A 20,066-nucleotide genomic window follows, 5' to 3' on the forward strand; every position below is an offset into this window, starting at 1 on the left:
ATGTGATGGGTAGCATTGCGATCTTGATCGACCGTTCTGCTACCCATCGAATGCCTGCATTCAATATGCGGGAGCGAACCCTCACCCTCCGCTCAATAGTGTCAGGCGGCGCCAGGGACATTTGTTCCCATGCCCGCCGGCAGGAACGGTCGGATTTCGTCGATTTCCGCAGCGCTAAGGCGCAACTCCAAGGCTGCAATCAGCCCGTCTACTTGTGCGCGATGGCGGGCTCCGACAATGGCGCCCGTCACGACCGGTTTGCGAAGTACCCAGGCGATGGCGACCGCGGCAGCGCTCACCCCGTGCCTTTCTCCAATGCGAGCCATGACGTCAACCAATGCCAGGTTCGCACTCAAACGGGGTTCCTGGAAATCAGCACTTCGGGCCTTGCGCCAATCGTCATCGGGCAGTTGCGAGATGCGTTCGCGCGTCATGCTGCCGGACAGTAGCCCTGATTGAAGCGTGGAATAGGCAAGCACACCCATCCCGGCCTGCTCGCAGAATGGCAGAACGTCCTGCTCGATGTCCCGCATCAAGGCCGAGTACGGCGGCTGGAGCGAAACGATCTCCGTCACCGCCTGCGCACGTTTGAGTTGAGCGACATCGAAATTCGATACACCGATCGCGCGAATCTTTCCTTGATCGCGCGCGGCGGCCAAAGCCGAAAGCGCCATTTCAATGCCTTCACTGCTGGCATCAGCAGGAAAAGCAGGCCAGTGGATCTGATAAAGATCGATCGTCTCGACTTGAAGCCGGTGCAAGCTTGCGTCGATCTCGGCGAGCAAGGATTGAGGGGCCAGCGAATGCGAAATCTTCTTCGTGACCGGGTCCCAGACCAAACTGCCTTTGGTGAACACCAAAGGACGCCGTGAGGTCGGCACCCGCCGCAGCAACTGCCCCACTAATTGCTCCGCATGGCCCAAGCCATAAACCGCAGCGGTATCAATCCAGTTCACGCCGCGTTCGATGGCATATTCAAGTGCGCCCAGGCTGTCCTTGTCATCCTGCGCTCCCCAACTGTACTCCCAACCGGTGCCGGCGATTGCCCATGTCCCCAGGCCAATAGGCGAAATCAGAAAATCCGACGATCCAAGACGATTGTTTTGCATAGCGACCTCTCCACCAATGATGGAGGAAGTATCCGGCAGAGGTCTCATGACGATAAGATAGGTAATCGTATTTGAACTACTGAGCGACATTCATGAGTTATCACCCCGATCTCTCTGAACTCGACGCCTTTGCCGCCGTCGCTCGCCATCGCAGCTTTCGCAAAGCCGCCGACGAGCGTGGTGTTTCGGCTTCCGCGTTGAGTCACGCAATGCGAGCGTTGGAAGCACGTTTGGGCATCAGACTGCTGAACCGAACCACTCGCAGCGTGACCCCGACCGAGGCCGGCCAGCAGTTATTGGCGACGCTGGTCCCGAGCCTGAGCCAGGTTAACGATGCATTGGCGCAATTGACCTCAATGCAGGAAGTGCCCGCTGGCAAACTTCGCCTCAACGTGGCGCGCCCGGCGGCTCGCATTGTGTTTGCGAAAGTGCTCGCGCCCTTCGTGGCCAGGTATCCACGTATTCAGTTGGACCTGATCACCGATGATGGATTGACCGATATCGTGAATGAGGGATTTGACGCTGGAGTTCGCTTTGGTGAAAGCCTGGCCGGTGACATGATCGCAGTCCCTGTCGGCGCACCTCAATCGTTCGTGACCGTTGCTGCGGACGCCTATCTGGCCGCGAAGGGAACCGCGCACGTCCCCCGCGACTTGCTCGACCATGCGTGCATTGCCAGGCGTTTTCCCAGTGGCAAACTTTACGCCTGGGAGTATCAAGCCGACGGTCAACCGATACGGTTGTCCGTCACCGGCCCGCTGATTCTGGAAGACGATGCGCTGATGATCCAGGCAGCGAAAGACGGCGCTGGTATTGCCTATGTCTACGAGGAGCTGGTGCGCGACGATCTCCGGAACGGGCATCTCAGAGAAATACTCCAGGAGTGGAAAGCACCGCCCAGCCGGTTCTTTCTTTACTACTCAAGCCGGCGCCATGTGCCACCCGCCTTGAAAGCGCTCATCGAATTTATCAGAGCTCGCGCGGCTGCGTAGCCGTCGTAAAATCGGCACTTGAATCCCACGATTTTTTCAACAAACGGAGTCACCTACATGGAAGTCATCAATCAGTTGCAGCCCGCAGAGTGTGCAGGCATGGAAGATATCCGACGCGAAATCGACGCCCTTGATCAGGCCGTCATCAAGCTGCTGGGCAAGCGTTTTCACTACGTACTGGCCGCCTCGAAGTTCAAGACCTCGGTGACTTCGGTGCGCGCTCCGGAGCGTTTCAAGGCCATGCTGGCAACACGACGTGAATGGGCCGAAGCCGAGGGCCTGAGCCCGGATGCCATCGAGAAGATGTACAGCGACCTGGTGAACCACTTCATTGCCGAAGAGATGAAACACTGGGCGGCTCATCAATCCGAAGCCTGACGCTAGTGTCCTGACTGTCCGCCAAGGTCTATTTTTGTCAGCCATGACAGGCTGCGATAGGCCTGGAGCGGACTTGCGCTCGACTCACAGAAATCGCTGATGGCAAAGGAACTGCTATCGGCTGACTCTGTTGAAATACAGGCCAATTACACTGACGAACACTTTCTTCAAACATCATCCCCTATTAATACGTTATTTACCCTTTCACAAAAACTTATTACCCTACTGCATCGCGACAATATTCAGGCGTCATTTAAGTGACCGCTACAACCACCATTCTTCAGAGAGACAGACCCTTAACAGCGCCGACGCGACCGTTACAACCCATGAACAATTCATACGCACTGACGAACGGAGTAAGAATATAAAATAGCCATACAAATCAACAATATAAATCCTAAATAATACTTAAATAAAAACCTCATAAAATCATTAAAAACCATAAGTGACCGACCACGAATATAAAAGTTTCAAACTTTATAATTAAATAAAAACCCACACATAACGCTTTAAAATATTCACCTTTGATGCTAATAATCCGGCAGCTTCCGGGTTTCCAGGCGACGTCCCCTCTCACATGAAGTGAACATCAGCGCTCACGCTGACTATCCCGGCCTTTACTAAACTCAAATAACGCTAGCGTGGCTCAAGTTTCAATATAACTTGGGGCAGCTTTTGTGTTGCGCACTAGAACTGCGCGAGGAAGGCATCATCGTCCGCCATCATTCAAGGCTTAAAGTCCTTTCGATCTTCGGTACCCGTCCTGAAGCCATCAAGATGGCGCCTTTAGTCAAAGCCCTCGCTGCGGAACCTGGCATTCATTCGCAGATATGCATCACCGGCCAACATCAAAGCATGCTTAAACAGGTGCTGGATCTGTTCAACCTCAAGGCCGATTACACCCTCGATGTGATGACGCCGCGCCAGACGCTCAATTCGCTGACCGCGGCGCTTTACGAGGCGATTGATCCCGTGCTGGAAATGGCCCACCCGGACCGGGTGCTGGTACATGGCGACACCACCTCGGCCATGGTGGCCGCGATGGCTGCGTTCCATCGACGCATCCCGGTCGGCCATGTGGAAGCCGGCCTGCGTACCGGTGACATCTACAGCCCGTGGCCGGAAGAAATGAATCGTCGCTGCATCGACCTGGGTGCAGACATGCTGTTTGCGCCGACCCACGAGTCGCAAAAAAACCTGCTCGACGAGCACTTGCAGGGGCGCTCTTTCGTGACCGGCAATACGGTGATCGACGCTTTGCAGATGACCGCGCAGCGCATCGAACAGGACGCTGACCTGCGTGCAGGCCTGGATGAGCAATTCTCGTTCCTGCAACCCGGCCGCAAGGTATTGCTGGTCACCGGGCATCGTCGGGAAAACTTCGGCGAAGGCTTCCTCGACATCTGCAAGGCCCTGAGCCATTTGGCCCGGCGTGCCGACATCCAGATCGTCTATCCGGTGCACTTGAACCCCAATGTCATGGGCCCGGTCACCGAGCAGTTGGGCGACCTGCCCAATGTGCACCTGATCAAGCCACTGGACTACCTGGCTTTCGTGCGACTGATGCAACGGGCACACGTGATCCTCACCGACTCCGGTGGTGTGCAGGAAGAAGCCCCCTCACTGGGTAAACCCGTGCTGGTCATGCGTGACGTTACCGAGCGCCCCGAAGCGGTCGCGGCGGGCACTGTGCGCCTGGTCGGGACCTCGCCGGACTCGATCATCGCGAGTGTCAACGCGTTGTTCGATGACGAGTTGCTGTGGCGTCGATGCTCCCAGGCGGCCAACCCATACGGCGATGGCAGCGCCAGCGCGCGCATCGTCGACGCGCTGATGGGGCGTCCGGTCGATGAGTTCGTCGTCGCTCGGCAGTCATTGCCCAAGTTCCTGCATTACCCGACAGCGGTGCCTGTGCCCGAGGAAAATTACCCGGCTTTCACCTCTCTCTAAACCGAACCGCTCCTCCCCTTATCAGCTCGAGATCTACCTGAATGAAGTCTTCCGTTGCCATCCATACGGGTGCGCTCAGCGCCCTTGCCTGTGGCGTGAGCCTGCTCGCGCTCATGCCGACCTTCGCCTTGGCCGCGGACAGCCCGCTCACCCAGGCGATCAACCGACTCAACGCCGACACTCGGCAGGAGCGTGAGATCCGCTTGAGCGATCTGGGGATCGACGCCCCCATCATCCTGGGTTCCACCGATGCCCGGCGCGAATTGTATTTACCCGTGCCGGCGGGTGTACCACTGACCGATGCCACGCTGAATTTCGACGCCAGCTACCTCAACGGCGAAGGCGGCCGTAACACCTTGCTGCTGTCGCTGGACGGTTATCCGGTGCGCGCCGAAGGGCTCAGCGAAGCTCAAGGTGACGCCAGCGCCACGCTGGGCGTGGACAAGACCGCGCGTGACAGCGGTTCGGTGCGCCTGGGTATTGCCTGGTCGTCGATCGTGTCCCGCGTGTTGTGCGAAGACGAACGCGCCATCGGCAACGTATTGCGTATCGAACCGGACACCCGCCTCAACTACAGCTACGACGCCAGCCAGTTACAGGACGTTGGTGCGGCCTGGACGGCATTACCTGGCAAACCGGGGATCATGGTTGCGCCGGGCACCTTATCCGCCGAAAGCTACGACGCCGCCTGGCGTCTGGGCGTGGCACTGGAACGGATCGGCAAGCACAGCCACATCCTGCCCTTTCCCGCCGTACAGGACAGCGTTGACCTGACCGGCCTGCGCATCCCGGCCGAACTGCAAACTATTCCAGCGTTCGCCAGCCTCAACGGCAAAGGCCCGCACGTCCTGGAGAACCCGGCGCAAATCGGCGCGCTGCTGATGTTGGGGCAAACCCCGAACGTCCAGGCGGATCTGGCCATCAACGACCCGCAACTGCTCAAGGCCGTCAATGAGTCTCTGGATGCGCTGCAAAGTCAGATTCAAGGTCTCGACGCCACCGCAGCCAGCGCCTTCGCGCAATGGCGTGTACGGCATATCAATGCAGGCCTGGCCGCCACCGGCACGGACAATGTGCGACTGGCATTGCTGGGGACACGCCCGGTGCTGACGATCGCGCCGCAAGCGACCGGCAAGGCCTTGGCCTTGTTCAGCTCGGCCTGGAACACACTGGCACGCAGCCGCCAATTGACCGTCAGCGAAGCACAGTTGCCATTGAGCGCCGACGGCCGTGTGGCCTTGTCGCGCCTGGGCGGCAAACCCGGCGCGATCGACGTGCTGGCCAAATCCGACTGGAGCACCTCGTTCCCTCTGGGCAGCGTGGCCTACGACGGACGTCTGCCGGTGAAGGCGGTGATCGATGTGTCCGCCGCACCCGGCGCCTCGGACACCGCGCCGGTGGCCTCGCTGTTTCTCAACGATTATCTGATTGGCGCACAACAGCTCGTGGCCAACGGAGAAAAGCAACGCATTGAAGCGCGGATACCACGTTACGCCGTGGGCTCGACCAACGTGCTGCGTGTGTCGTTCCAGCGCCAGCCGGTCAGTGATCGCTGCCTCGAAACGCCACAAGCCTTCCCGGTCTCGGTGCTGCCGACCAGCCATATCGTGTTGGAAAAGACTGCGCTGGATGATGACTTTTCCGGCATGGCTGCACGCTTTGCCGTGAACGCGCAGATCCTCGTGCCGCAGGCCTACCTCGAACACCCGGCAAGCAGTTTGCCGCAGGTGATTTCGGTGGCTGACGCCGCCGGTGTTTCGCCGCTGCGTGCGCAATTGAATATCAGCGCAGACCCGAAAGTCTCAGTCACGCCAGACAAAGCCTTCCTGGCCTTCGAGTTGCCGATCAAGGACAGTAAAGAGTCGGTGCAGGTCGACGAGCAGGGCCGCCTGCGTATCAATCACAAGGATCAGGTGTTGCTCGACGTGCATCCCCTCAACCACCTGGCTTCGTTGCAAGCCGTGGAAAGCGGCGGCCAGCACGGTCTGGTCTATCGCACACTGGGCACCGACGCCCCCCACTTCGCCAGGCAGGTTCTGCTGAGTCGCGGCGACGTCGCCATCCTCGGTGACAACGGTACGCTGACCACCTTCGACACCCAGGACCCCAGTGGCAGCCAATTGATCGACCACGAAGAACCCAAGGGGCTGGACGCCTGGCGCACACCGTCGCTGTTGTGGCTGATTCCCGGTGGCATCCTGTTGGTCCTCATCCTGTTGCTGGCCGGCCGTAACGCCCGTCGCAATCGCCAGTAACGGTAACCCTCGATGACGTCGCTTTATTGGCCCTATTGGCTGGCCCACTACTACAGCTTCCTGGAGACCTCGACCATCGTGGTCGCGGTGCTGATTCTGATTTCCAGCCTGGACGATCTGTTCATTGACCTGTGGTACTGGTCTCGTCGCCTGTTCCGCAAATTCACCGTGGGTCGCAAGTACCGGCCGCTGACCGCCGAGCAACTGATGGCCCGGGATGAACAACCGCTGGCAATCATGGTTCCGGCCTGGCTGGAATACGACGTCATCGCGCCGATGATCGAGAACATGGTGTCGACCCTGGACTACCAGAACTATGTGGTCTTTGTCGGCACCTACATCAACGACCAACGCACCATCGATGAAGTGGAGCGCATGCGTCGGCGCTACAAGCAGCTGCATCGCGTGGAAGTCCCGCATGCCGGGCCGACCTGCAAGGCCGACTGCCTGAACTGGGTGATCCAGGCGATTTTCCTGCACGAGAAAACCCACGGCATGACCTTCGCCGGCGTCGTGCTGCACGACAGCGAAGACGTGCTGCACCCGCTGGAATTGCGCCTGTTCAACTACTTGCTGCCGCGCAAGGACATGATCCAGTTGCCCGTGGTTTCGCTGGAGCGCAACTGGTACGAATGGGTGGCCGGCACCTACATGGACGAATTCGCCGAATGGCATGGCAAGGATCTGGTGGTGCGAGAAAGCATGACCGATACCGTGCCATCTGCCGGGGTCGGCACCTGTTTTTCACATCGTGCCTTGCAAGTGTTGGCCGGGGAAACCCAGAACCAGCCATTCAACACCGACAGCCTCACCGAGGACTACGACGTCGGCGCACGCCTGGCCAAGGTCGGTATGAATGCGATCTTCGTGCGCTTCCCGGTGCAGTTTCGCGTGCTGCGCAAATCATGGTTTCGCAAGCCTTACGAATCGACCCTGAAGATGCCGTTGTGCGTGCGCGAATTCTTTCCCGACACCTTCCGCACCGCGTTCCGCCAGAAGGCCCGCTGGACATTGGGCATCGGGCTGCAAGGCTGGGAACAAATGGGCTGGAGCGGCTCGCTGGCCAACCGTTATCTACTGTTTCGCGACCGCAAAGGCGTAGTGACGGCGTTCGTCAGCATCATCGCCTACGTGATTCTGGTGCAGTTGCTGGGCCTGATTGTTTTGCGCCAGAGCGGACTGTGGGACGTGAGTTTCCCGACGCCGTTTGAAACCAACGGTTTTATCCAATACCTGCTGCTGGCCAACGGTCTCGCGCTGGCCTGGCGCATCGCGCATCGCTGCTATTTCACTACCGTGCTATACGGCTGGCAGCATGGTTTGCTGTCCATCCCGCGCATGGTGGTGGGCAACTTCGTCAACTTCATGGCCGCGTCACGGGCCTGGCGCATGTTCCTGGTTGGCAAGGCGCTGAACCGCAAACTGGTGTGGGACAAGACCATGCACGACTTCCCGTCCACCGACCTGGTCGCTGCCGCACCTCGCAAGCTGGGCAGCGTGTTGCTGTCCTGGCAGGCGATCAACGAAACCGACCTGCAAAATGCTCTCGTCGAACAGAAAACCCGGCACATCCCATTGGGGCGGATTTTACTCAGCAACGGCTGGCTGGACGACGAAACGCTCGCGGAAGCCATCGCCTTTCAGAACGACTTGCCGCGGGTGTTCGATGTGGCCGCCAAGGCGCGGGATTCGAACCAGATGCTGGACGATGAATTCGCCCTGCGCTGGCGCGTGGTGCCGCTTGGCTTGAATGCCGACGGCTGTGCGCAAGTCGCCGTGGCCAGCCCACTGCCGGCCGAAGGCCTGCAACAGGTCAGCGACGAACTGGGCAGCGAACCGGTGCAGCTGATTGCCCGGGAGAGCGAAATCGTCGCGCAATTGCGTCAACTGAACGTGCGCGAAGGCCAATCCGTGCCGGATGCCCGAGCTCCATTGCTGGGCGACCTGTTGATCGAAATGGGCCTGCTGGATCGCGATGTGTTCAGCCGCGCGATGTTGCAGTACCGCCCGCAGCATCATGGCCGCATTGGCGACTATCTGGTCGACAGCGGCGTGCTGCCTCGCGCCACCATCGAAAAAGCCGTGGCACGTCAGCACAGCCACTACCCTGCGGAGCTTCCTGCATGAATCGCCCCTTACTGACCCTCATGGCCACGGGGCTGAGCCTGATACCTGCGTTTGCTCATGCCCAGACGCTGCCATTGCCATTGACCGGTCCGGCCTATGTCACCGCCAACGAGGCGTACAGCGCTTACGAGCGCAAAGACTATGACCTGGCCATCGCCAAGGCTCGCGAAGCGCTACGTCAGCGCGCCGATATCCAGCGTTTGAACACGCTGATTGTGCTGGCTCAGCGCGACAAGGACCTGCGTGATCATCCCAGGCGCTACCCGCAATCACGTCAGGCTCCGGGCTTCGGTGCTGCTGCCCAGGCCTTCAAGGCCTATGACCGCGATGACTTCGGCGCTGCTGCCCAGGCCGCACGCAAGGCCATCACTCAGGCGCCCAAACGCATGGACTATCGACTGCTGCTGATCGAGTCCTTGCAGCGCCAACCGCATCTGCAGGAAGCGGATCAAGCCACCACCCAGGCGCTTGCGATGTTCCCGGACGACGACGCATTGCTGACGCGTCGCGCAGCGATTCGTCGTCAACTGGCGGTGCCGCTGGCGGTTCAGGGCTATCGCGCCCTGCAGCAAGGCCATGTGCCGCTGGCCGTGGACCAGGCCAGAAAAGCCGTCGCCTGGGCCCCGGAAATCGGCGCCAACCAGCAACTGCTGATCAGCGCCCTGCTCGCCGCCAACGATTACCCTGGGGCCGAGCAAGCCGCGTCCGCTGCATTGGCACAGGATGACGGGGAAATCGCACCGTGGATTCTGCGCAGCTACGCCCTTGATCGGCAGGGTAAGACTCAAGCCGCTCAAACTGACCTGAAGCAGGCCCTCGCCATCGATGGCCTGCCGCAAGCGCAAGTCCGCAACATTCGTTTCTTCGCCGCCGACGCCGCACTGGCCCATGGCGAGCCTCAGCAGGCGCTCGATGATCTGCAGCCACTGGTCGATGATGAAGGTGGCGAAATAGCCCGCCGACGCAGCGCCGCACAAATAGCGCTGCGGCAGAAAAACAATGGGGATCTGAACACTGTCGCTCACGTCCCTGCTCCGGCCCTGAACTGTCAGGAAACGGCCTTTGGCCTGGTGTGTGATATCTGGCCGGGCAACCAGCGCGACGGCGGAACTGACCTCGCCGCCCAGGCTTACGCGGCCCTGGCCCGCAAGGACTTCGAAACGGCGGTTGCCCAGGCGAACCAAGCCGTCGGCCGCACACCGCAGAACCCGGCGTATCGACGCCTGCTGGTCAGCGCCCTGACCGAGCAGAAGCATGTGCCCGAAGCCATCGCGGCGGCCAGCGATGGTCTCAAGGCCAATGGCGATGACGCCCGGCTGCTGAGCCAGCGCGGCTTCTTGCGTCAACAATCGGGGGACGATACCGGGGCACGCCAGGATTTTACCCGGGCCTTGGCCCTGGGCAGCTTGCCGGCTTACGAAGAGGCCAGTCTGTACGCCGCCATCGGCCAGAGAAGAACTGCGCGCGAACGGCTGCAACAGGCGCGGGACACCGGCGAACTGGAAACGATGAGCGACCTGCAGATCGCCTACTTGTCGGTCCAGGCCGGCGACGATGACCACGCCCGTGAATCGTTTCGCAAGGCCGATGCTGGCAGCCGACTCTCACCGACGGCAACGCAGGATGCCGCCTACAACGCCATGCGGGTCAATGACGATGAGCAAGCCGTCACCTATTTCAAGCGAGTCATCGACGCAAAAAATGCCGGTGAACTCGACACGTCCCCGCAGCAGCTCTTCGACACCCGTCGCGCGGTGGCCGATGTGTCGCGTACCTGGGGCTTGATCAGCACTACCAGTTATCGCGGCAACAGTTCCAGCAGCGGTCTGAGTTCAGCGCCGAGCAGCGGCAGTAACAGCAACGACAGCCTGCAAAACAGCACCGAACTGTCCTGGCGCCCGTTGGGCTATCGCAATGCACGCTTTGTCGAACTCTACGGTCGCGTCACCGACACGCTATGGAGCAAGAACAGCGATTCGGCTAGCGGTATCGATGCCCTGCAAGGCGCCGTTGGTGTGCGGGTCAAGCCGTTCACGGCGCTGAACGTGATGGCTGCCGTTGAGCGCACAGTCCCCTTGGGGTCGTCAGACGTCAACGGTGACTGGCTGGTGCGCCTGGGCTATAGCTCAAGTATCGGGACCGATTTGCGGGTCGATACCTCCAGCTGGTGGACTTCGCAGCTGTTTGCTGAAGGCGGTCATTACATCAATGACTCGCGTGACTATTTCAACAGCGAATGGCAGGTCGGCCGCAGTTACGCCATCGGCGGCGCAGGTTCACACTGGGTGAGCTTCCCCCATGTCGTGGCCGCATTCGACTATGACTCAAAGATGAACAGCGAGACCGATACCGACGGCAGCACGAGCTCATCATCCGGCAAGGCCGCAGGCATCGGCGTCGGCAACAACGTCCGGTACTGGTTCCGCGAAGATGCCTACAACGCCCCACGCTCCTACGTGGATTTTTCTCTGCAGTACCGCGTGAAGGTGCTGGGCGATGACCGCGCTCAAGGCGTGTTCGCTCGCCTGACGTATTCCTATTGAGGACTGGTATGAACGTTCGAGTTTATTTGTGCCTGGGGTTTAACCTGCCCTCGACGTGGGCATATCCCCCGCCCCTGAAAAAGGCAGCCCTGTGAAAATCTTTGGCTATACCGCCAGTCGCGCGACCGTTGTCGCCCTGTTGCTTATCGCTACCCTCGGCGCAGGTTCCGGCATGCTCTACGTGACACACACCAAGGCTCTTGACCCGGGGATTGTCGGCATCGTCTGGCAGCCGGACAACAAGACCGTCGGCATCAACGGCCACTGGGAAAAACTCGGCGCCCATGAGCTGCTGGTGCAATGGACCGTCGTCGACGATCAGGCATTCGTTCCCGGTACCGGCTTGCCCACCGTGCCGGTGTTGCCCGACTGGACCCGTATCGCCAAGGCGCCCTGGGCGCAGGATGTCATTCTCGGGCTGGCCGGTTACTTCAGCGAGAACCGCTCACGGGACAACATCGAGCAACTGGCCGCTGTCTCGGAACGCATCGCCAAATTGCCTACGCCGCTACACGTCACCGGCTGGTATTTCCCGGCCGAAGTCGACCCCAGCTGGACCCGCGCCAAAGAACTGCCCGCCCTGCTGGCCAAGCTGCCGCGACCGTTATGGATCAGTGTTTACGACGGCGCCAACATCGGCCCCGCCGCCACCGCCGATTGGCTCAAGCAATGGCTGCCGGATGACATCGGCGTGTTCTTCCAGGATGGCGTCGGCGTCTACGCCCGCACCGCACCGGTGGCCCGAACCTACGCCGACGCCATGCGCCAGCGCTTGGGCAAGGACCGTGTGCGAATCATCGTCGAAGCCTTTCGCCCCAACTTCGGCGGCGGATTCCGCTCCGCGACCGCGGCCGAACTCAAACCGCAACTCGCGGCCTATGACGGTTATCCGCTCTACCTGTTCGACGGACCGCACTACGTGACGCCTGAGTTGCTGGAGCAACTGGTGCGGTGAATCGCAAAGCAGCCATTTATAACGTCGTGGCTAACCGACGCCTAAAAGATATGAAGCCGACTGAAGCCCCCCCGGTTGAGCCGAAACGAAGCAGGTAGTTTGGAATCGTAATCAGGTAGGTGCTGAATTAGTCCCTGCATTCGGGATCGCCGACTCCCGAGATCGAACCGCATACAATGCCGTAAAGATATCGCGGATATATTTCGGGCGTTCGGAGGCGGGAATTACCGGAAGAAAATCCAGCATGTCGATAATTGATTCATAGGCAAAACGCATTTCACGGTGATAACGCCAACGGGCACCGAATCCGAGGGCTCGCTCCATTGCGACGAACAACCCAGCGAGCGCAGAACACAAAGGTGCCACCCAAGTAAAGTTTGTAGCGGGTAACAGCGTCGCCAGTGTCGTCAACAGCAACACCAGGATAGTGCCGCCGTTAAACATGATCGGATCGGCCAAGACATCATGCAACTTGGCCGCGTCTGTCAATCGCACCTTCAACTGTTGAATCATTTCCGGAGGCAAGTCCGTTACACCGCTTACATCGGGCGCGACGGGCGCTTCAAAATTGGCGTCATCTGGCATACGAAACTCTCCTGAAGGAAGAGATCAATCCGCCCAACGGCAAACTTCTAGGCATGAGGAATTCAACTAACGAGCGAGTATAGATCATGGCATACCGAATGCGATTCCTGGATACCGACAGGCTATGCCCCCCGCCCGGTCCTGTGGCGAGGCAAAATTGGCCGACCCGTCACTGCGGGTTGAAGTGATAGTCTGCGCCTTCCCGGGATTGAATCGAGCAATTATTCAAGTAGTGCTACCAGCAAGGAGAGCGACCTTATGAAGCCCGTCAGAATTCGTACCCTGCAAAGTACTGATGCCGAGGCGTTGCTGGCGTTCGAGCTGGACAATCGCGAATGGTTCGAGCGCCACATTGACGCGCGCGGTTCTGCCTTTTACTCGATGCAGGGCGTCACCGACCACATTGACGCTTATTTAGCTGATTTTGCCGCCGGAACCTGGCACCCATTCGTCATCGAAGATGACGCTGGAAATATAGTGGGTCGAGCGAACCTCAAAGGCATCGATATGACCGAGCGGTCGGCAGAAGTCGGCTACCGGATTGCCCAAAACGCTTGCGGACAGGGACTGGCAACGCTGGCGGTGAGGCATCTGATCCAGCAGGCGCAGTTGCATTGGAACCTTAAACAACTGGTGGCCACCGTATACGCTGAAAATATCGGATCGGCAAAAGTACTCGAACGGTGCGGCTTCTTGATCGAACATGTGTCTCGAGAAGGGGCAGAGCACGAATGTCGGTTTGGTCTTTCGATTTAGATGAGTGAGTCTCCATCGGCTCCGGATCTTCTCATGCTGATTGTCTGCGCCAAGTGCCGGGTGACGTGCCGAACTGGCGTTTGAATGCGCGACTGAACGCGGCTTCGGACTCATAGCCAACTGCAAAGCCAATTTGCGCCACATTGCCGCGACCTTCGCGCAGGTGTTGAGCCGCCACGTGCATACGCCAGAGCGTCAGGTATTGCATCGGTGGCTGTCCGACCAATGCCGTGAATCGCTCCGCGAATACCGAGCGCGACATGCCCACTTCAAGCGCCAGGGCTTCTGCAGTCCAGCCCTCGGTTGGACGAGCATGGAGTAGCGCCAGTGCGCGCCCGATATGCGGGTCTCGCAACCCCGCCAGCCACCCGCGCCGCTCAGCGGGGAGACTTGCGACATACTGGCTGACGGCTTCGACGAATAGCAATTCGGATAGCTTGGCGATAACCGTTGTCGAGCCGACGCGTCCCGCCGCGATTTCACTCACAGCAAAACGGAATGAGCTTTCGATCCAGGTGCCCGAAGCCGTCGCGCGAAGGTCCAGTTTCAATAAGGATGGCAGCGACGAAAGCAACGGACTGAAGGGTGTTTCAGAGCCGAGGAATCCGCACAATAACTGCGTGGCCTCGCCGCCCCCGCCATACTTGATTCGTGAAATGCCGCCGACTTCCGGCGGCTGAATAACGTCCCTCGCCGGCATGGGCGCAATGCTCAGGTCACTGCCAAAGGAATGGGCGTCATTGCGAGGAAGCAAAACGAGTTCGCCTGCCCCCACGTCGAGGGCGGCACCACCGTCTATTCGTATTTGCATGTGCCCCGCGGCGACAAAATGCGACGCAATGATATGTCGAGGTGCCGCCAGGAACGGTTTGCAATCATCCGCCGAGATTCTGCCGTTGATGCACCAGGGCGCAGTGAGCTCCGCCTCTAGGAAGACCCCTCCAGACAGCCTGATCACACGCAAGACATCAGAAAGCGCATCCAACACTTGCCCGTCCTCTTTTCCGGACTCCGGAGCAGGTATTCAGGCGCATCAGTCATTCACCACCTGAACCGCGATGCCTAGATTAGCACCAACGCGGACTCAGAGATCGATGGTCATTGGCTCCGACGTCAACCGTAATTGCCCCATTCCAACTCGACCAAGGCAGCAGGAGATCTAGATGAACACCATCGCTACCCTACCCGGCTCAGAGTCAGGCAACGCCGCCCGTTATGCTCAAATGGTCAGATCATCGAAAAAAGCCGAATGGCAGATCGATCGCGATTTGCTACAGGACCGGAGCTTCGACTTCTCGCGCAAATTCTTGCCCGATGGACTCTCGCAGATCGACCGCCTGACCTTTCTCGCCGAGGCCGAGGCACGCCTGCTCAGTCAGATTCAGGGCCGGACCTATGCGTACATCTTTGGCCTGGTCGAGCGGTTTATCAGTGCCAAAATGCTCGATCAAGGTCGAGCCCATGTATTTGACGATCAGCTTGCACTCGAAGCGCTGGTGCGCTTTTCCAACGACGAGATCAAGCACCAGGAATTATTCCGGCGCATGGAGGCGATGATTGGTTCGCAATTGCCAGCGGGATATCGTCAAGTTGCCGATCCAAACGATGTGGCGCGTGCGGTACTTGCAGCCAGTACTTGGTCGGTGCTGGCGTTGACCTGTCATATCGAGCTGTTTGTTCAGGCGCACTACACACAGAGCATCGCACCGCGCGAGGAGTTGTGCCCTCTATTCAAGGATGTCTTCAAATTTCACTGGAAGGATGAAAGCCGGCACGTCGTACTCGATGAACTGGAGTGGAAGGCGGAGCATGCAAAACTGTCGCCAGCCGAGTGTGACCAGGCAGTGAACGATCTGATTGCGCTGGTGGCGGCCGTCGATGCAATCCTGCAGGCACAATCGGCATCCGATGCCGACTACTTTATTCAAAGTGTCTCGCGATCGTTCAGTGTCGATGAGACAGCGCAGATCCATGCCTGCGTGCTGAGCGCCTATCGCTGGCAGTACATTATCTCGGGCGTGCAGCATCCACACTTTGGCCGGCTGCTGACGCGCATGACAACGCCAGCACAGATGTCCAGGGTTCAGACCGCACTGGCCCCCATCATGAACAATTGATCGACAGCGCGCGACCGACCGTTTGTCGGCCGCGCGGTTGTGAACGCGACGGGTAGAAACGGCCAAGCGCGGCCTTTCAGGTAATGTGGGAAGTGGCCTGAAAAAGCTGTGGGCTCTGAAGGCAACAAACGGTGGCCGCAACGGTCCAACGCGCGGTTGAACACCAGGTGCGAGCTACCAGAAGCATCACCTGCCGACCGCCACTACCTCTGGGAGAACCAATTGTCAGCTGTCTTTTTGCGTCAAGTTTTCCGGTTATCGGTACTGCTCTTTTCCGTTGGCACTTCGTTCTCTGTTTACGCCTGCCCAGCAGGGCAGTACGAAGCCTGCGTGGTCACTTGTTTTTGTGCTCCAGGCTCCAAAGAGGAAATGGGGCCGATCTTTGAAAGCATGAACAAAATGGCTTCCTCTGGATTACAGAGTTGGATCGTGCAATCTCGCGACACCGCGGCAACTGGTGATATTCGGACAATTCCGCTGAATATCCGAGCCCAACTCGAACCCTACTATGACATTCAAGTGCTTGATTCGGCCCGCTACAAGGTAGGCGATGATGTGGAGCTTAACGCCGCAAACACCATGTTGCAGAATCCCGATGTCACTGCGGTCACCCTGATAGACATCATCGTCTTTCGCAGTGCGGATGATGCTCTTAACAATGTCGCGCTGTGGGCGCATGAATTGAAGCACGTGCAGCAGTACCAGCAATGGGGAGTTCGGGGGTTTTCCACTCGCTATACCCGTGATTACACAACCGTCGAGGCGCCTGCTTACGAGATTCAAGCCAAGGTAGCCAGAGCGCTAAGAGCCAGCGTGGCCCAGTCAGAACCTCCTCGACATCCTTGATGTTCAAAGGGTTGGGCGTTTGCTCCATAAATGGATCAGTCAAATCCAAAAACCCATATTTATCCCAAAAACAATAGAGCGGATGATGCGCCTCCAGCCATTTATGTGAGAGCCATCATGAAGCGTGACACCAGCCTGACGTGGCGCCATGTCGATGCAGAGAACCTTGACCTAAACGGGATGCGGGTTGCCGTCGTGGGTGGCACCGGTGGCATCGGTCAGGCATTGAGTCGCTTGCTGGCCTCTCGCGGCGCTCGCGTCCTGGTCGTCGGGCAAACCTTTCGCGATGCTGGCACCCAGGGAATCGAATTTCTCCAGGCGGACCTGAGCCTGATGAGTGAGGCTCTGCAGGTCGCCAGGCTGCTGCCGGCGGAATCCCTGGACCTGCTCATTTTCACCACCGGTATCTTTGCCGCCTCCCAACGTCAGGAAACAGCGGAGGGCATTGAGCGCGATCTGGCGGTCAGTTATCTGAACCGCATGGTCATCCTGCGCAGCGTCGGGTCGAAGTTGGGTACAGACAGGCCCACGACTACGAGCAAACCAAGGGTGATTGTCGTGGGGTATCCCGGCACAGGCCAGATAGGGACGTTCGACGACCTCAATGCTGAAAGGTCCTACAAGGCCATGTCCGCGCATATGAACACGGTGGCCGGCAACGAAATGCTTGTTCTGGATGCGGTGAAGCGCTACCCGCACCTGGACGTTTTTGGCCTGAATCCCGGCCTTATCAAAACCAGTATCCGCGATAATTTTTTCGGCAAGGGCTCGCTGAAATCGCGCATCGCGGAGGGCCTGATCGGGCTGCTGACACCCACCGCCGAAACTTATGCGAAGAGAATCGTCCCGCTACTGGTTGCCCCTGAGATCGAGGATCGCAGCGGCGCGATGTTCAACAACAAGGGCCAAGCGATCCTGCCGTCTGCAGGCATGACTGAAGCGCACATCAGACAGTTCATGATCGCGTCCGAAACACTGGTTGCCCGGACGGGTATTTCAGTCGCGACCTCTTGATCGTTGAGGCAATCGAGAATGACCGTTCAGGGTCGTTTGCCGCCCTACTTCTGAAGGAGCGCTTCCCCATGGCCCGAATCAGGAATAAAGTAGCAAGACCTACATAAATCGTAGAAAACGCTACATGAAAAATTGGCTAGCTTTGATATTAGGTCTGCCGACCGCCAATGCCACCGAACGCATGCGTGCCTGGCGCGCGCTAAAAGCCTCTGGAGCGGCGGTCTTACGCGATGGCGCCTATCTCTTACCTGATACCGCTGCCTGTCGAGAAGCGCTAACGTCTGTCGAGCGCGACATCTTGGCCATCAATGGCACTGCCTACGTCCTGCCTGTCGTTGATCCTGATGGAGAGCGCTTTATTGAGCTGTTCGACCGTAGCGATGATTACACCAAGCTACGCGCCGAGATCGAAGCATGCCGGGCACAGCTCAATGCCGAGAATGCGCTGGCCACCACCAAACAAATTCGCAAGCTGCGCAAAGCCTATGAACAGCTCGCCAGCATCGATTACTTTCCAGGTAAACCGAAACAGCAGATCGATTCGGCTTTGCAGGAATTGGAGACAGCGGTCAGCAGAGCGCTGTCTGCGGATGAGCCGCATAGCCGCGACCAGCCAATCACGGCGCTGAGCCTTGGCGACTTTCAAGGTCGTGTCTGGGCAACGCGTAAACGCCCATGGGTCGACCGCCTGGCTTGCGCCTGGTTGATTCGGCGCTTCATTGATCCGCAGGCTCAGATCCTCTGGCTCAACACTCCACAGGACTGCCCGGCAGATGCATTGGGTTTCGACTTCGATGACGCAACTTTCAGTCATGTCGGCAACCGCGTGACCTTTGAAACCCTGCAAGCCAGCTTTGAACTTCAAGAGCCAGGCCTGAACCGCATCGCTGCACTGGTGCATTACCTCGATATCGGTGGCATTCAGCCGGTGGAGGCTGTCGGCATCGAACGGGTGCTGGCAGGGCTACGCGAAACCATTACCCATGATGACCACTTGCTGGCTGCTGCCAGCGGCATCTTTGATGGTCTGCTCGCCGAGTTTGTGAAAGAGGAACATCCCAATGATTAAGGTTTCCCCATCAGCGGCTGAAGAGGATCTGTCGAGGCCTGAACCGATCAGTTTGCGTGAGGCATTCTGGTTCTGGCTGAAGCTGGGATTCATTAGCTTTGGCGGGCCTGCAGGACAGATCTCGATCATGCACCAGGAGCTGGTAGAGCGGCGGCGCTGGATTTCCGAGCGGCGGTTTCTGCACGCCCTCAACTACTGCATGCTGTTACCAGGGCCGGAGGCTCAGCAGCTAGCCACCTATATCGGCTGGTTGATGCATCGAACCTGGGGTGGGGTGATCGCCGGGGGGCTGTTTGTGCTGCCCTCACTGTTCATCCTGATCGCGCTGTCCTGGATGTACATCGCCTTCGGCGAAGTACCGGTGGTGGCCGGGCTTTTCTATGGAATCAAGCCTGCCGTAACGGCCATCGTCGTGCAGGCGGCCCATCGGATCGGCTCACGGGCATTGAAGAATAATTGGCTGTGGGCGATAGCGGCGGCGTCGTTTACCGCGATCTTCGCGTTCAATGTGCCGTTCCCGCTGATCGTGCTCGGAGCTGCGTTAATCGGTTATGTCGGCGGTCGCCTGGCGCCCGAGAAATTCAGAACCGGGGGTCACAGTGCCGCGAAAAAATCTTTCGGCCCGGCATTGATCGATGACGACACCCCGTCTCCGGAGCATGCCCGGTTCAGCTGGTTGAAACTGGCACTATTGGCACTTATCGGCGCCGCGTTATGGGCATTGCCAATGGGAATCTTGGCCTCACTCTTTGGCTGGGAAGGTACCTTGACTCAGATGGGCTGGTTCTTCACCAAGGCCGCGCTGCTGACGTTTGGCGGTGCTTATGCGGTGCTGCCTTATGTCTACCAGGGCGCGGTCGGTCACTATGGGTGGCTGACGCCGACACAGATGATCGATGGCCTGGCGCTGGGTGAAACCACCCCGGGGCCACTGATCATGGTGGTGGCTTTTGTCGGCTTTGTCGGCGCCTATGTTTCGCAGGTGTTCGGGGCCGATCAAGTGTTTCTGGCTGGTGCCGTCGCCGCCACGCTGGTGACCTGGTTCACCTTCCTGCCTTCGTTCCTGTTCATCCTCGCAGGTGGCCCGCTGGTGGAGTCGACTCACAATGAACTCAGGTTCACCGCACCGCTTACCGGGATTACTGCCGCTGTGGTTGGGGTGATTCTCAATCTGGCGTGTTTCTTTGGCTATCACGTGCTGTGGCCCAAAGGGTTCAGCGGCAACCTGGACTGGCCGTCCGCGCTGATCGCGATTGCGGCGGCGATTGCCTTGTTCCGCTTCAAGCGCGGCGTGATTCAGGTACTGATGGCCTGTGCACTCGTTGGTTTGGCCGTGCACCTGCTGCGCTAGAGCGCGCAATGATCAACTA

General features: G+C 58.9%; 16 protein-coding genes. 13 read left to right on the forward strand and 3 right to left on the reverse strand.

Features of this window, described 5'->3' with window-relative positions; all coding sequences use genetic code 11:
* Positions 1–101: 101 nt before the first annotated feature.
* A complete protein-coding gene (locus ACCC96_RS06995; RefSeq protein WP_413695308.1) occupies positions 102–1,109 on the reverse strand; it encodes an aldo/keto reductase in 1,008 nt (335 codons plus the stop codon).
* Positions 1,110–1,201: 92 nt separating this feature from the next.
* Between ACCC96_RS06995 and ACCC96_RS07000 the strand changes: the two genes are divergently transcribed.
* The 7 genes from ACCC96_RS07000 (at position 1,202) to ACCC96_RS07030 (ending at position 12,309) form a co-directional block, all read left to right on the forward strand.
* A complete protein-coding gene (locus tag ACCC96_RS07000) occupies positions 1,202–2,101 on the forward strand; it encodes a LysR family transcriptional regulator (RefSeq protein ID WP_413695309.1) in 900 nt (299 codons plus the stop codon).
* A gap of 57 nt (positions 2,102–2,158) precedes the next feature.
* The gene (locus ACCC96_RS07005; RefSeq protein ID WP_019580154.1) at positions 2,159–2,479 is read left to right on the forward strand and encodes an isochorismate lyase; all 321 of its coding nucleotides are present in this window, start codon (positions 2,159–2,161) and stop codon (positions 2,477–2,479) included.
* A gap of 711 nt (positions 2,480–3,190) precedes the next feature.
* Positions 3,191–4,429 (forward strand): non-hydrolyzing UDP-N-acetylglucosamine 2-epimerase, encoded by a 1,239-nt coding sequence (wecB, locus tag ACCC96_RS07010; protein ID WP_258674197.1) that lies wholly within the window; start codon positions 3,191–3,193, stop codon positions 4,427–4,429.
* Positions 4,430–4,470: 41 nt separating this feature from the next.
* Positions 4,471–6,684: a hypothetical protein gene (locus ACCC96_RS07015; protein ID WP_413695310.1), complete on the forward strand. Its 2,214-nt coding sequence runs from the start codon at positions 4,471–4,473 to the stop codon at positions 6,682–6,684.
* 12 nt (positions 6,685–6,696) lie between these two features.
* A complete protein-coding gene (locus tag ACCC96_RS07020) occupies positions 6,697–8,811 on the forward strand; it encodes a glycosyl transferase family protein (protein WP_258669203.1) in 2,115 nt (704 codons plus the stop codon).
* On the forward strand, positions 8,808–11,354 hold the full coding sequence (locus ACCC96_RS07025; protein WP_413387319.1) for an NfrA family protein: 2,547 nt from the start codon (positions 8,808–8,810) through the stop codon (positions 11,352–11,354). Before ACCC96_RS07020 ends, ACCC96_RS07025 begins: the two co-directional genes overlap by 4 nt.
* A 172-nt stretch (positions 11,355–11,526) precedes the next feature.
* On the forward strand, positions 11,527–12,309 hold the full coding sequence (locus ACCC96_RS07030; RefSeq protein WP_225609300.1) for a hypothetical protein: 783 nt from the start codon (positions 11,527–11,529) through the stop codon (positions 12,307–12,309).
* Positions 12,310–12,420: 111 nt separating this feature from the next.
* Here the strand turns inward: ACCC96_RS07030 and ACCC96_RS07035 are convergent, their stop codons facing one another.
* Positions 12,421–12,894: a hypothetical protein gene (locus ACCC96_RS07035; RefSeq protein WP_018925608.1), complete on the reverse strand. Its 474-nt coding sequence runs from the start codon at positions 12,892–12,894 to the stop codon at positions 12,421–12,423.
* 258 nt (positions 12,895–13,152) lie between these two features.
* Between ACCC96_RS07035 and ACCC96_RS07040 the strand changes: the two genes are divergently transcribed.
* Entirely contained in the window at positions 13,153–13,650 is a 498-nt protein-coding gene (locus ACCC96_RS07040) for a GNAT family N-acetyltransferase (RefSeq protein WP_258612336.1), read from the forward strand.
* A gap of 31 nt (positions 13,651–13,681) precedes the next feature.
* Here ACCC96_RS07040 and ACCC96_RS07045 read toward each other — a convergent pair whose 3' ends face one another.
* The gene (locus ACCC96_RS07045) at positions 13,682–14,638 is read right to left on the reverse strand and encodes an AraC family transcriptional regulator (protein WP_086944951.1); all 957 of its coding nucleotides are present in this window, start codon (positions 14,636–14,638) and stop codon (positions 13,682–13,684) included.
* 175 nt (positions 14,639–14,813) lie between these two features.
* Between ACCC96_RS07045 and ACCC96_RS07050 the strand changes: the two genes are divergently transcribed.
* From ACCC96_RS07050 to chrA, 5 genes are all read left to right on the forward strand, one after another.
* The gene (locus tag ACCC96_RS07050) at positions 14,814–15,767 is read left to right on the forward strand and encodes a diiron oxygenase (protein WP_413695311.1); all 954 of its coding nucleotides are present in this window, start codon (positions 14,814–14,816) and stop codon (positions 15,765–15,767) included.
* A gap of 222 nt (positions 15,768–15,989) precedes the next feature.
* Positions 15,990–16,613, forward strand: coding sequence for a DUF4157 domain-containing protein (locus ACCC96_RS07055; RefSeq protein WP_413695312.1), 624 nt, complete (start codon positions 15,990–15,992; stop codon positions 16,611–16,613).
* Between the two features lie 117 nt (positions 16,614–16,730).
* Complete coding sequence (locus ACCC96_RS07060; RefSeq protein WP_413695313.1) at positions 16,731–17,627, forward strand: SDR family NAD(P)-dependent oxidoreductase; 897 nt, start codon at positions 16,731–16,733, stop codon at positions 17,625–17,627.
* 124 nt (positions 17,628–17,751) lie between these two features.
* Positions 17,752–18,696, forward strand: a complete 945-nt coding sequence (locus ACCC96_RS07065; RefSeq protein WP_413695314.1) for a chromate resistance protein ChrB domain-containing protein — start codon at positions 17,752–17,754, stop codon at positions 18,694–18,696.
* Positions 18,689–20,047, forward strand: coding sequence for a chromate efflux transporter (gene chrA / locus ACCC96_RS07070; RefSeq protein WP_413695315.1), 1,359 nt, complete (start codon positions 18,689–18,691; stop codon positions 20,045–20,047). The genes ACCC96_RS07065 and chrA overlap by 8 nt, the downstream gene beginning before the upstream one ends.
* The last annotated feature ends 19 nt before the right edge of the window (positions 20,048–20,066 follow it).

Origin of the sequence: Pseudomonas sp. Pseusp11, from assembly GCF_047304405.1 — a bacterium.
In the GTDB taxonomy this organism is placed as follows: domain Bacteria; phylum Pseudomonadota; class Gammaproteobacteria; order Pseudomonadales; family Pseudomonadaceae; genus Aquipseudomonas.